The sequence below is a fragment of the Streptomyces sp. M41(2017) genome (assembly GCF_002078175.1).
In the GTDB taxonomy this organism is placed as follows: Bacteria; Actinomycetota; Actinomycetes; order Streptomycetales; family Streptomycetaceae; genus Streptomyces.
This window is the reverse complement of sequence record NZ_MWFK01000002.1, coordinates 1,847,221-1,858,916: the sequence shown is the minus strand read 5'-3', so window position 1 is coordinate 1,858,916 and position 11,696 is coordinate 1,847,221. Positions and strand designations below refer to the sequence as shown.

Sequence of the window (11,696 nt, the reverse complement as noted above, 5' to 3'; positions counted from 1 at the left end):
GGGGCTCCGCCCGTCCTCGCCACGAGGTCGGGCGGAGCCCCTGCCTGCGTGGATGCAGGGGCGCGGGTGTCCGAAGACACCTCACTCATTCGGGTGACATGTCCGGACGATCTGGCCCGATCGGGCGGGTGGTCGACAGAATCGGACCGGTCTCGCCGAGGCCGTCTGCGCTGTCGGGGCCTATTGGGGGGCCAATCGGCATGATCCGTATCAAGGCTGGGGTTCCCCGCGGGGCGACGCCCCGGACGCATGCACGGGAGCCGGTCCGGGCGGGCCCGCCACCGGGGCGCCGGGGCCGGCTGAGGCTGGGCTTCGCCCGGGTGCTGCGCGGGGCCGGACCTCGCCCCGGACTCACCCGCAGGCTCCGCCGCCGCGGCAGGGAAGCGGGCCTCGGCCCGGTCGACCCCGCCCACGGGTCAGACCGGCCGCCGCTCCGCCGGGCCCTGACCCTCGGGCTGCCCACGGCCTGGGGTGCGCTCGCCATCTCGTACCGGATGGTCTGTCCGCTCGCGCAGCAGGACGGTCTCGGGGCCCGCATCGCCACCAGTGCCGTCTTCTTCGCCGTCGGCACGGGACTGGTGGTCCATGTCCGAGGGGCGCTGCTGCGGGAACTCCGGCAGATCCGCAAGGTCGCCGGAGCCGCCCAGAGCGTCCTCCTGCGACCGCTGCCCCCACGCGTCGACGGGATCGGCCTCGCGGCGACGCAGCTCTCCGCCGATCGCGGTGCGACCGTCGGCGGCGATCTGTACGAGGTGATCGCCACCGAACACGGCGTGCGGGTCGTGATGGGCGACGTCCGCGGGCACGGACTCGGCGCCATCGGGACCGTCGCCGCCGTCCTCGGCAGCTTCCGCGAGGCCGCGCACGACGAACCCGAACTCGGCGGTGTCCTCAGGCGGCTCGACCGCGCCCTGGCACGGCACCTGCGCGAACGGGCCCGTGGCGAACACCCCTCGTCCGGGCTGGACACCGACCACCCGGTCGCCGAGGACTTCGTCACCGTCCTCCTCCTGGAGATCCATCCCGACGGTGAGGTGTACGCCCTCAACTGCGGTCATCCCTGGCCGTATCTGCTCGGCACGGGCCGGGTCGCCCCGCTGGCGAGCGCCGACCCCCTGCCTCCGCTCGGGCCGTTCCCGCTGCCGGCCGCTCTCCTGGCCGAGGACTGCGGTCAACTCCTGCCGGGCGAGGGGCTCTTCCTGCACACCGACGGTGCCGAGGACGCGCGCGACTCCCGCGGGCGGTTCTTCCCGCTGCTGCCCGCCCTCGCGGAGGCCGTGCACGAGCGGCCCGTGGTGCCGGAGGCCGTCCTGCGGGCGGTCCTGGCGGGGCTGCTGCGCCACACCGGCGGCCGGCCCGTCGACGACGTCGCCCTGCTGGTGCTGCACAACGACCGCCGGCGCGTGCCTCTGCACCAGGGGCACGGTGTCTCCCGACACCTGCCGTACGGTCGGTGACCGACCGCACCACGGGCCGGCTCCGACGCCGTCCCGCACGCGACGACGCCGTCAACGGAGCCCGGCAGCAAGGAACTTCGCGGCCAGGGCCGTGCCGACGGCGGCCGTCCGCCCCGCCACGGAGTGTCGGGCAGGCAGCCGGGCGGACGGCGCGAAACGGGCCGCCGCACTGTACGAGGGGGAGCCGGCGGCCCGGCCGGCCTCTTGCGAGACAGCTCAGTCAACCGGCCCGCGACGCTCCGCGACAGCGCGCGCACCCGACGGATACGGGTATTCGCTTCACACCCCGTGTGAAAGGGACCCGCTACGCTGACTGGCGCTGTCGGGCGCGGAAGAGGACCATCGGCGCCGTCGGCCACGAGCCACCCGGGGGGCCCACCATGCAGCCCAACACTCTGCTCGACGCGATCCTCGACGAGGCGGGCATCTCGCACGCGGGACTCGCCGCGCACGTCAACCAGGCGGGACGGGCGCGCGGCCTCGCCCTGCGCTATGAACACACCGCCGTGGCACGGTGGTTGAAGGGGCAGCGTCCGCGCGGCCAGGTGCCCGACCTGATCTGCGAGGTCCTCGCGGGACGACTGCACCGGCCCGTCACGCTCGACGACATCGGCCTCGGACTGCCCGGCGAACCGTCCGCCCCGCACGCCACCTCGCTCTCGGGCTTCGTCGAGCGCGCCACCGCCCTGTGGCGGTCCGACGAGCAGCAGCGCCCGCACATCCTCGGCGCCCCGGCCGTCACCGGCACACCCGCCGTGATGCCCGTCTGGGAGTGGGAGAACCCCCCGGAGGACGTAGACGTCTCCCGCGGCGGCCGCCAGCAGGTCAGCATGGCCGACATCGAGATGCTCCGGGCGGCGCGGGCCCACTACGAGCAGATGTACCGCAAGGCCGGGGGCATCGCGACCCGCACCCGGATCGTCGGCTTCCTCAACTCCGAGACCGCGCCCCTGCTGCGCGGCAGTTACACCGACGCCACCGGCCGCCAACTCCACCGCGCCACCGGTGGGCTGGTGGCCATCGCGGGCATCTGCGCCTACGACTCCGACGCGCACGGGCTCGCCCAGCGCTACTTCCACCAGGCGCTGCGTCTGGCCAAGGCCAGCGGGGACAGGGGACTCGGCGCGTACGTGATAGCGCTGCTCGTCAACCAGTCGCTGTTCATGCGGGAGTACCGGCAGGCGGTCGCCTTCGCCGAGGCGGCGCTGCGCGCCGCGGGGCGCCACATCACGCCGGCGCTCGCCTCCGACCTCTACGCGATGCAGGCCAAGGCGTACGCGCACCTCGGAGACGGCAGCAGTGCGCTGTCCTGCATTCGGCGTGCGGAGCAGGCCGCCGAGCGTATCCGGCGTGGTTACGAGCCGGACGAGACCGGCTATGTCCAGCCGGGACTGGTCAACGTACAGGTGGCGGAGGCGCTGCTCAGCCTCGGTGACCTGGTGGCGGCGGCCGAGCACGCCGCGGCGGCCGTCGACACCCCGGCGCACGACCGGGGGCGGGTGCACCGGCTCGCCATGCTCAGCCAGATCGAGCTGCGCCAGGGCAACGCCGACAAGGCCGTGGAGACCGCGGTCCAAATGGCCGAACAGGCACGCGGGATGGAGTCCCAGCGGCTGCGCGACAGACTCCGCGCGGTACGCCGGCATCTCGTGAGCAGCGGCTGCGCGGGGACGGCCGAGGCCGCGGAACTCATCGACGGGGCCCTGCGCGTCCCGCTGTAGAGGCGCCTCGGCGGGCCGTGTCCGCCGCCCGCGCCGCCCCGGGCCGCTCTGTCGGCACACCGTCTTCACCTTCACCGCACCGTGCCCCGACCGCCGTGAGCCTGCTGCCGGAACGCTCCTGCTGCGATATTGCCCCTTACCTAGCGGAAGGTGGCAGAACTGTGCAGTGGACGAAACAGAACGAACAAACTGTGTACGCAAACCGCTGGTTCAGCGTCAACCTCGCGGATGTGCGGCTGCCGGACGGACGGCATCTCGATCACTTCCTGATACGGCTGCGGCCCGTCGCCGTGGCCACGGTGGTGAACGACTCCAACGAGGTCCTGCTCCTGTGGCGGCACCGCTTCATCACGGACAGCTGGGGGTGGGAGCTGCCGGCGGGCGTGGTCGAGGACGGCGAGGACATCGCCGTCGCGGCGGCCCGGGAACTGGAGGAGGAGACCGGCTGGCGGCCGGGGCCCCTGCGGCATCTGATGAGCGTCGAGCCCTCGAACGGACTCACCGATGCCCGGCACCACATCTACTGGGCCGACGAGGGGGAGTACATCGGGCACCCCGTGGACGACTTCGAGTCCGACCGCCGGGAGTGGGTGTCCCTGAAGCTCGTCCCCGACATGGTCGCCCGCGGCGAGGTCCCGGCCGCCAACATGGCTGCCGCGCTGCTGCTCCTGCACCATCTCAGGCTCGGGCAGGACGCGTTGCCCTGACGGGGCACCCCTAGTGGCCCAGAGCCTGCCAGAGCGTCACGGCCACCGCTCCGACGGCCGCGACGACGGAGACGGTGGGCAGGGGCCAGCGGGTGTGTTCGAGCGCGACGATCCGGGTGCTGAGGTCGTCGAGATCCTTGGCCGTCTGGTCGTCGCGCTGGGTGAGCAGCGCCAGTCCTCCCTCGATGCGGGTGAGCCCCACTTCGAGGGACCGGCGTAACTCCGCGAGTTCCTTCGGTGCCGCGGGATGCTCGGAGTCGGCGGTCACGAGTCCGCTCCTTTCCGTAGTCGCAGATCCCTTGTCTGCGCACGGAAAGTCAACTCGCCTGGTGGACACGTGGGGAGCGTGTGCGCGCGGCATATGCGGGCCCGGCGCGCACACTCCGTGTGAACGGCGCGGGCCCGGCACCCCGGAGGGTGCCGGGCCCGCGCCCGTCGTGCTCGACCCGGAGGTCAGCGGCCGGTCGTCACTGGCCGTAGGTGTAGAACCCCGAGTTGGTCTTCCGGCCGAGGCGGCCGGCGTCGACCATGCGCTGGAGCAGCGGGGGAGCGGCGTACAGCGGTTCCTTGTACTCCTCGTACATGCTGGACGCGACCGAGGCCACCGTGTCCAGGCCGATCAGGTCGGACAGCTTGAGCGGGCCCATCGGGTGGGCGCAGCCCATCTCCATGCCGTTGTCGATGTCCTCGCGGCTGGCGATTCCCGACTCGAACATCCGGATCGCGGACAGGAGATAGGGGATCAGCAGCGCGTTGACGACGAAGCCGGAGCGGTCCTGGGCGCGGATCGTGTGCTTGCCGAGCGACTTCTCGGCGAACAGCTGGGCCCGGCCGATCGTGCCCTCGGAGGTCGTCAGCGCCGGGATCAGCTCCACGAGCTGCTGGACCGGCGCCGGGTTGAAGAAGTGGATGCCGATGACCTGGTCGGGACGCGAGGTGGCGACGGCCAGCTTGACCAGCGGGATCGAGGAGGTGTTGGAGGCGAGGATCGCGTCCGGCCGGGTCACCACCTGGTCCAGCACCTGGAAGATCTCGGTCTTCACCTGCTCGTTCTCGACGACGGCCTCGATCACCAGGTCGCGGTCGGCGAACTCGCCGAGGTCCGTGGTGAAGCTGAGCCGGTTCTGGGTGGCCTCCAGCTCGTCCTCGGAGATCTTGCCGCGCCCGGCGGCCTTGGACAGGGAGTTGAACAGCCGGGTCCGGCCGATCTCCAGGGCCTCGCCGGTGGTCTCGGCGACCTTCACGTCCAGACCGGCGCGGGCGCACACCTCGGCAATGCCCGCTCCCATCTGGCCGCAGCCCACCACTCCGACGCGTTCGATGTCGGTCACATCGTCCCCTTCGCTGATCCGCACGGCTCGGCAGGATCTCCGTTGTTCGGCGCCTGCTCCGAACGTGCACGTTACCGCCAAGTATCGATGATCGATCGCGGGGGTCGTGCATGCTGGGCGGCGGGACGATCCGTGACCGGGCGGATCCACTGCGTAGGGGGTACGGCGATGGGGCGACTGCCACGCCGGGCGTTCGCGGCGGCGGCGCTGGCCACGCTCACGGGACTCGGTACGGCGGGGGACGCGGCGGCCGATCCCGTCCCGCCCCGCGGCGGGCGGGCGTCCCGCGTCGTACGCGGCATGTGGCTCGCGACCGCCTCCCACCGCGACTGGCCCTCGCGCACCGGACTCGACGCCGCCGAACAGCGCGCCGAACTCATCGCCCATCTCGACACGGCGGTCCGGCGGCGGCTGAACACCGTGTTCTTCCAGGTCCGCCCGTCCGCCGACGCGTTGTGGCCCTCGCCGTACGAGCCCTGGTCGCAGTACCTGACCGGGGTCCAGGGCCGGGATCCCGGCTGGGACCCGCTGGGCACCGCCGTACGGGAGGCCCACGCGCGCGGTCTCGAGCTGCACGCCTGGTTCAACCCGTACCGCGTCTCGGGGCAAGCGGATCCGGAGCAGCTCGCGGCGACCCACCCGGCCCGCGTCCACCCGGACTGGATCGTCCCGTACGGCGGGAAGCTCTACTACAACCCCGGGCTGCCGCAGGTGCGGACGTTCGTCCGGGCGGCGATGCTCGACGCGGTCGGCCGGTACGCGGTCGACGGGGTGCACTGGGACGACTACTTCTATCCCTATCCGGTGGCCGGCGAGGAGTTCGACGACGCCGCGGCCTACGCGGAGCACGGCGCCGACTTCCCGGACAGGGCTGCCTGGCGGCGCCACAACATCGACAAGCTCGTGCTGGAGATGGCGGCGGGCGTCCGGCGGACCCGCCCCGGAGTCAGCTTCGGGATCAGCCCCTTCGGGGTCTGGCGCAACGCCGCGACCGACCCCCTCGGCTCCCGGACCCGGGCAGGCGTCCAGACGTACGACGACCTGTACGCCGACACCCGGAAGTGGGTCCGGGAACACTGGATCGACTACGTCTGCCCGCAGTTGTACTGGCACATCGGCTTCGACGCCGCCGACTACGCCGAGCTGCTGCCCTGGTGGGCGCGGGTCGCCCGGGGCAGCGGTGTGCGGTTGTACGTCGGGGAGGCGTTGTACAAGGCGGGTGCCCCCGGGCAGCCCCCGCGCTGGCAGGACCCGGCCGAGCTCTCCCGCCATCTCACCCTCGCCGCCGGACACCCCGAGGTGGGCGGGCACGTCTTCTTCTCGGCGACGGAGGTCGCCGAGGACCGCGTCGGCGCGCTCGCCCGGGTGGTCGCCGACCACTACGGGCAGGCGACCCCCGCGGACCGGAGGGCGGGGCGCCCGCGCTGACCCCCACCCACCGGTGGGCCGTCGGCGCCGACCGTGGCCCGCGACCCGTCGGCCGTCAGCGCTGCCCCTGACTCGGTCGGCACTCGGTCGGCCGTCCACGCAGACCGCAGCCCCCGAACCCGGACGGCGCCGCCCCGACCGCGGCTCCCCGGGCGGGTCAGCCGCGCGCCCGCTGGGTGAGCGCGATGCAGACCAGGACGGCGGCCGCCGTCAGCGGAGCCGCGGGCGTCAGCCGCTCGCCCAGCAGCAGCACGGACCACACCAACGTCAGCAGCGGCTGGGCGAGCTGCAGCTGGCTCGCCTTGGGGATGCCGATCGCCGCCATTCCCCGGTACCAGACGACCAGGCCGAGGAACTGCGAACCGGCCGCGACCCACAGCACTCCGGTCACGCTGTGCGCGGTGAGGTGAACCGGCTCGTACGACAGCGCGACCAGCGCGCCCGGCACGCTGAGCGGCAGACACAGGACGAGGGCCCAGCCGATGACCTGCCAGCCCGGCATCAGACGGGCGAGCCTGCCGCCCTCCGTGTAGCCCGCCGCGCAGATCAGCAGTGCGCCGAAGAGAAAGGCGTCCGCCCCGGTCAGGGCCCCTCCGCTCTGCTGCACGGTGAACGCGATGACGGCGGCCGCGCCCGTGCAGGCCGCCAGCCAGAACATCCGGGAGGGGCGGGCGCCGGTGCGCAGCGCCGAGAAGAGGGCCGTCGTCAGCGGCAGCAGCCCGACGACCACCGCCGCGTGCGCGGTGGTCGAGGTCTGCAGCGCGAGCGTCGTCAGCAGCGGGAAGCCGACGACGACACCGGCCGCGACGACGGCCAGACCCGCCAGATGCCGACGTGCCGGGACGGGGACCCGCAGCGCGAGGAGAGCGCCGCCCGCGATGACCGCGGCGAGGACGCAGCGCACGGACACCAGGGACCAGGGGCCGAAGCCCTCCAGACCCCAGGCCGTGGCGGGGAAGGTGAGGGAGAAGGCGGTGACGCCGAGGGCCGCCTGCAAGGTGCCGGCGCGGCGGTCCGCACGGGAGGGGCCGGACGCGCGGCCTCCTGCGCCGGCCCCGGTGCCCTCGGCTCCGTGTCCGACGGTCGCGGAGCCGGTCCCCTGGTGGCACGGTGCGGCGTCGGTGGTCCCGTCGGCCGACGCGGGCGCTGCTTCGGCGGGCGTCCCGCCCCGGTGCCGGTGGGCACCCGCGACGGCGGTGGATCCCGGGGCCGACGCTGTCGCCCCTGGCTCGGTGTCGCCGTCGACCGCTATCCCGCCGGACTCGATAGCGCTACTCTCTGCTCTCATGCAAGAGCGTAGCAGCGTAGGAGATCTGGCGAACAGGCTGCGACAGGAGCTGAACCGCTACTCACCCGGAGGAAAGCTGCCGTCGAGCCGGGCGCTCGTCGACCGCTACCGTGTGAGCCCGGTGACCGTGACCCGGGCGCTCGCCCAGCTGGCCGCCGAGGGCCTCGTGGTCACCCGGCCCGGAGCGGGCGCTTTCCGTGCGGAGCCCCGGACCACCGCCCGCCCCGGTGGGGACACCTCCTGGCAGGAGGTGACGCTCAGCGCGGACGCAGCCGCGGAACCCGTCCCCCGCACCGTCGACGCGTCCGGCGTCCTCGCCTCGCTGGCCGCCCCGCCGCCCGGTGTCGTCGAGTTCAACGGCGGCTACCTCCATCCCTCGCTCCAGCCCGAGCGGGCCATGGGCGCCGCCCTCTCCCGGGCGGGCCGGCGCCCCGGCGCGTGGTCCCGGCCGCCCATGGAGGGACTGCCGGAACTGCGCGAGTGGTTCGCGCGGGGGATCGGCGGAGCGGTCGGCGCGGCCGAGGTGCTCGTCACGGCGGGCGGCCAGTCCGGCCTGACGACCGCGCTGCGCGCGCTCGCGCCGCCCGGCGCCCCCGTCCTGGTCGAGTCACCCACGTATCCGGGCATGCTGGCGATCGCGCGGGCCGCGGGCCTGCGTCCCGTGCCGGTCCCGGTGGATCCCGACGGGGTGAAACCCGAGCTGCTCGCCGACGCCTTCCGGGCCACCGGGGCCCGGGTCTTCGTCTGCCAGCCGTTGTTCCAGAACCCGACCGGCGCCGTGCTCGCCCCCGCGCGGCGCGGCGAGGTGCTGCGGATCGCCCGGGACGCCGGAGCCTTCGTGATCGAGGACGACTTCGTCCGCCGGCTGGTGCACACGGACGCGGGCCCGTTGCCGCGTCCGCTCGCCGCCGAGGACCAGGACGGGGTCGTCGTGCACGTGGGTTCCCTGACCAAGGCGACCTCCCCGAGTTTCCGGGTGAGCGCGCTGGCCGCACGCGGCCCGGTCCTCGAACGGCTCCGCGCCATCCAGGTCGTCGACACCTTCTTCGTGCCCCGCCCGCTCCAGGAAGCCGCGCTCGAACTCGTCGGTTCGCCCGCCTGGCCGCGCCATCTGCGCACTGTTTCGGCCGAGTTGAAGGCGCGACGCGACGCCATGACCGCCGCGCTGCGCCTGCGCCTGCCCGAACTCGCCCTGCCGCACGTCCCGTTCGGCGGCTACCACCTGTGGGCCCGGCTGCCCGACGGCACCGACGAGTCCGCGCTGGTCGCCGCCGCGCTCCGGGCCGGCGTGGCCGTCGCTCCCGGCCGCCCCTACTTCAGCGCCGAACCCCCCGCCGCGCACCTCCGGTTGAGCTTCGCGGCGGTGGCCGGAACGGAGGAGATCGCGGAAGGGGTGCGCCGGCTGAGGACGGCGTACGACGAGGTCCGGATCTGAACCCTGCCCGGACCGCCCTCCTACCTGCGCGACCCGGCCCGGACCCGGCGGGCCACCCCGTCCCGACCGGGTCTCCGAGCCCGCGGACAGCGGGCCCACAGGCTGCGGCGGGGAGGTCCGGTGAACTTTCGGACACCCTGAGTAACCCCTATTGACCTGCGGAGTCCCGCGTTCCACCATCTGGCCATGCATCTTCGGGTCACGTTCGTCGCCGCCGCGCGCAGCTCCTCGCTGCTGGCGGAACGCTTCGAGGACGACCGGCCGCTGGACCAGGCCGGCTGGGAAGAAGTGCTGCGGGCCGCCAACGAACTGACACCCCTGGCGGCGGCGGAGTTGCGCTACTGCTCGCCGACCCCCCGCAGCAGGGCGACCGGCGACGCGCTCGGCTACGCGCCCCTGGTCCAGCTCGCCCTGCGCGACTGCGACATGGGCCGGTGGCGGGGTTTCACGCTGGGGGAGGCGATGGCCCGTGAGCCCGAGGCGGTGGACGCCTGGCTGGCCGACCCGCGCTCGACGCCCCACGGCGGGGAGTCCCTGCTGTCCTTCATCGGCCGGGTCGGTTCCTGGCTCGACACCCGGCCCGCCGACGACGGGGGCAGCATCGTCGCGGTAGCCGAACCGGCCGTGGTGCGCGCCGCACTGGTCTACGCCCTGAAGGCGCCGCCCTCCACCTACTGGAACATCGACGTCCGGCCGCTGTCGGCGATCTCCGTGACGGGCCGGGCGGGCCGCTGGAGCCTGCGCTTCGACGGCTCCTCCACCCAGCCCACGCGCACCTAGGGCCTGTTCCGTCGGCCGTCCGGGGCGGAGCGGTCGCGTGTGTAGTCGGTGGTGAGCACGAGATCCTTCGCCGGCCCCCGGACGCGCCACACGGTCCGCCAGTGGTCCTGGTCCCCGACCGTGAACTCCCCGCGGTACAGGTCCGCCGAACAAGGATGGTCGGCGACGTACCGCCCGGTCGCGAGGTCCAGGTCGTGGAACGGGCGGCCGTCGGAGAACCGTACGAGAGCGGTGCCCGGGTCCGCGCCCGGCAGGAACCGCAGGGTCCGCTCGGCGGGCCGGGCGACGCCCTGCCACACGAACGTGCCGGTCTCGTGATGCAGCAGTCCGCGGCCCCGGAGCCGCCCCCCGCTCTCCGGAGGCGACGGCTCCGCGTCGGAAGGCCGCACGTCACCGTCCTGGAGCGGTCCGAAGTGCGTGGCACCGGTGAACCGTCCCTCGCCGTCTCCCGCGAGGTCCCGGACCGTGCGCCGCACCTGCCAGTTCCCGGCCAGATACGCCAGCGCGTCCCGCACCGGCCAGAACTCGCCCATACCGTCCCGCTCTCCGTCCCGTGCGTCGCCGCGCGCCCCGTCGGCGCGTCTTCTGTCGTCCCCCATCCTGCCTTCGTCCCGCGGCTCAGGCGGCGGCGGTGCCGGTCTCGGGCCGCCCGCCGACGGGGAGCAGCCCGCGCTCGCCGAAGACCTTCTTCGCGACCAGGCTCGCGTTCATCGCCTTCGGGATGCCGCAGTAGACGGCCGAGTGCAGGAGCGCCTCGACGATCTGGTCCGGGGACAGGCCGACGTTCAGCGACGCGTTGACGTGCACCTCCAGCTGGGTCTCGCAGCCGCCGAGCGCGGTGAGCATGCCGAGGGTCACCAACTGCCGGTCCCGCGCGGCGAGTCCGGGCCGGTCGTAGATGTCGCCGAAGGCCCAGGCGATGATCTGGTGCCCCAGTTCGGGGTTGATGTCGGACAGTGCGTCGACGACCCGGTGGCCGGCCTCGCCGTCCACCTGGTCCAGGATCTTCAGGCCGTGCTCGAACCGCTCCTCGCGCGTGGTGGAGGCGGGGTTCTTCGTCGTGTCGCTCATGAGAGGTCGTCCGATCCCGGCCCGTCGAGGAGCCGTTCGTAGTGGCGGATCTTGTCGTCGAGCGCGGCCGCGTTCCGGCGCAGGGCGCGCATCCGGTCCGCGAGGTCGGCGCGGTGCTCGCGGAGCATCGCCAGCCGGTCGGGGACCGAGCCGTCGCCCCGCGAGCGCAGCTCGGCGAACGTCTGCATGTCCGCGATCGACATGCCCGTCCCGCGCAGCCGGATCAGGAACTCCAGCCAGGCGAGGTCCGCCGCCGCGTAACGCCGCTGGTTGCCGGTGGTCCGGCCGACCCGTTCGATGAGGCCGGCCTTCTCGTAGTACCGCAGCGTGTCGTGCGAGAGGCCGGTGCGCTCGACGACCTGGGCGATCGTGAGGGTGGGTTCCGCCGCTCGCGGGAGGGGCTGTCCGCTGGTCATGAGAAGACCGTAGAACCTGGAGCGTGCTCCAGGTCAAGCGCTGATCGCGGGCATCGGGAGAA

General features: G+C 73.4%; 12 protein-coding genes. 6 read left to right on the top strand and 6 right to left on the bottom strand.

The annotated features are described in order from the left end of the window. Positions 1-200 precede the first annotated feature (200 nt). From B0675_RS33985 to B0675_RS33975, 3 genes are all read left to right on the top strand, one after another. A complete protein-coding gene (locus tag B0675_RS33985) occupies positions 201-1,457 on the top strand; it encodes a PP2C family protein-serine/threonine phosphatase (protein WP_081223439.1) in 1,257 nt (418 codons plus the stop codon). A 380-nt stretch (positions 1,458-1,837) separates the two neighbouring features. Continuing rightward, complete coding sequence (locus B0675_RS33980) at positions 1,838-3,178, top strand: transcriptional regulator (RefSeq protein WP_081223438.1); 1,341 nt, start codon at positions 1,838-1,840, stop codon at positions 3,176-3,178. Positions 3,179-3,339: 161 nt separating this feature from the next. Then, on the top strand, positions 3,340-3,885 hold the full coding sequence (locus B0675_RS33975) for an NUDIX hydrolase (RefSeq protein WP_081223437.1): 546 nt from the start codon (positions 3,340-3,342) through the stop codon (positions 3,883-3,885). A 10-nt stretch (positions 3,886-3,895) separates the two neighbouring features. Here the strand turns inward: B0675_RS33975 and B0675_RS33970 are convergent, their stop codons facing one another. Together B0675_RS33970 and B0675_RS33965 are read right to left on the bottom strand one after the other, a co-directional pair. Then, positions 3,896-4,153 carry a hypothetical protein gene (locus tag B0675_RS33970; RefSeq protein WP_081223436.1) on the bottom strand — a complete coding sequence of 86 codons (258 nt, stop codon included), beginning with the start codon at positions 4,151-4,153 and terminating at the stop codon, positions 3,896-3,898. A 199-nt stretch (positions 4,154-4,352) separates the two neighbouring features. Next, positions 4,353-5,216: a 3-hydroxybutyryl-CoA dehydrogenase gene (locus B0675_RS33965; RefSeq protein WP_179165494.1), complete on the bottom strand. Its 864-nt coding sequence runs from the start codon at positions 5,214-5,216 to the stop codon at positions 4,353-4,355. Between the two features lie 168 nt (positions 5,217-5,384). Here B0675_RS33965 and B0675_RS33960 point away from each other — a divergent pair, with 168 nt between their 5' ends. Beyond that, positions 5,385-6,644, top strand: coding sequence for a family 10 glycosylhydrolase (locus tag B0675_RS33960; RefSeq protein WP_081223434.1), 1,260 nt, complete (start codon positions 5,385-5,387; stop codon positions 6,642-6,644). Between the two features lie 157 nt (positions 6,645-6,801). Here B0675_RS33960 and B0675_RS33955 read toward each other — a convergent pair whose 3' ends face one another. Beyond that, entirely contained in the window at positions 6,802-7,932 is a 1,131-nt protein-coding gene (locus B0675_RS33955; RefSeq protein ID WP_179165493.1) for a DMT family transporter, read from the bottom strand. On the opposite strand from B0675_RS33955, the gene B0675_RS33950 reads away from it, so the two are divergent. Continuing rightward, entirely contained in the window at positions 7,931-9,367 is a 1,437-nt protein-coding gene (locus B0675_RS33950) for a PLP-dependent aminotransferase family protein (protein WP_081223433.1), read from the top strand. The two genes, B0675_RS33955 and B0675_RS33950, sit on opposite strands and share 2 nt — an antisense overlap. Positions 9,368-9,553: 186 nt before the next feature. Beyond that, on the top strand, positions 9,554-10,147 hold the full coding sequence (locus tag B0675_RS33945; RefSeq protein WP_081223432.1) for a histidine phosphatase family protein: 594 nt from the start codon (positions 9,554-9,556) through the stop codon (positions 10,145-10,147). Here the strand turns inward: B0675_RS33945 and B0675_RS33940 are convergent. The 3 genes from B0675_RS33940 to B0675_RS33930 form a co-directional block, all read right to left on the bottom strand. Next, the gene (locus B0675_RS33940; protein ID WP_081223431.1) at positions 10,144-10,680 is read right to left on the bottom strand and encodes a DUF6314 family protein; all 537 of its coding nucleotides are present in this window, start codon (positions 10,678-10,680) and stop codon (positions 10,144-10,146) included. The two genes, B0675_RS33945 and B0675_RS33940, sit on opposite strands and share 4 nt — an antisense overlap. 85 nt (positions 10,681-10,765) lie before the next feature. Then, the gene (locus tag B0675_RS33935; protein WP_081223430.1) at positions 10,766-11,218 is read right to left on the bottom strand and encodes a carboxymuconolactone decarboxylase family protein; all 453 of its coding nucleotides are present in this window, start codon (positions 11,216-11,218) and stop codon (positions 10,766-10,768) included. Continuing rightward, positions 11,215-11,634 carry a MerR family transcriptional regulator gene (locus B0675_RS33930; RefSeq protein WP_081223429.1) on the bottom strand — a complete coding sequence of 140 codons (420 nt, stop codon included), beginning with the start codon at positions 11,632-11,634 and terminating at the stop codon, positions 11,215-11,217. The genes B0675_RS33935 and B0675_RS33930 overlap by 4 nt, the downstream gene beginning before the upstream one ends. Positions 11,635-11,696: the final 62 nt, after the last annotated feature.

Excerpts from the sequence above, each read along its gene's own strand:
- B0675_RS33985 (WP_081223439.1), top strand. The coding sequence starts at position 201 with ATGATCCGTATCAAGGCTGGGGTTCCCCGCGGGGCGACGCCCCGGACG.
- B0675_RS33980 (WP_081223438.1), top strand. The coding sequence starts at position 1,838 with ATGCAGCCCAACACTCTGCTCGACGCGATCCTCGACGAGGCGGGCATC.
- B0675_RS33960 (WP_081223434.1), top strand. The coding sequence starts at position 5,385 with ATGGGGCGACTGCCACGCCGGGCGTTCGCGGCGGCGGCGCTGGCCACG.
- B0675_RS33950 (WP_081223433.1), top strand. The coding sequence starts at position 7,931 with ATGCAAGAGCGTAGCAGCGTAGGAGATCTGGCGAACAGGCTGCGACAG.
- B0675_RS33955 (WP_179165493.1), bottom strand. The coding sequence starts at position 7,932 with ATGAGAGCAGAGAGTAGCGCTATCGAGTCCGGCGGGATAGCGGTCGAC.
- B0675_RS33945 (WP_081223432.1), top strand. The coding sequence starts at position 9,554 with ATGCATCTTCGGGTCACGTTCGTCGCCGCCGCGCGCAGCTCCTCGCTG.
- B0675_RS33940 (WP_081223431.1), bottom strand. The coding sequence starts at position 10,680 with ATGGGCGAGTTCTGGCCGGTGCGGGACGCGCTGGCGTATCTGGCCGGG.
- B0675_RS33935 (WP_081223430.1), bottom strand. The coding sequence starts at position 11,218 with ATGAGCGACACGACGAAGAACCCCGCCTCCACCACGCGCGAGGAGCGG.
- B0675_RS33930 (WP_081223429.1), bottom strand. The coding sequence starts at position 11,634 with ATGACCAGCGGACAGCCCCTCCCGCGAGCGGCGGAACCCACCCTCACG.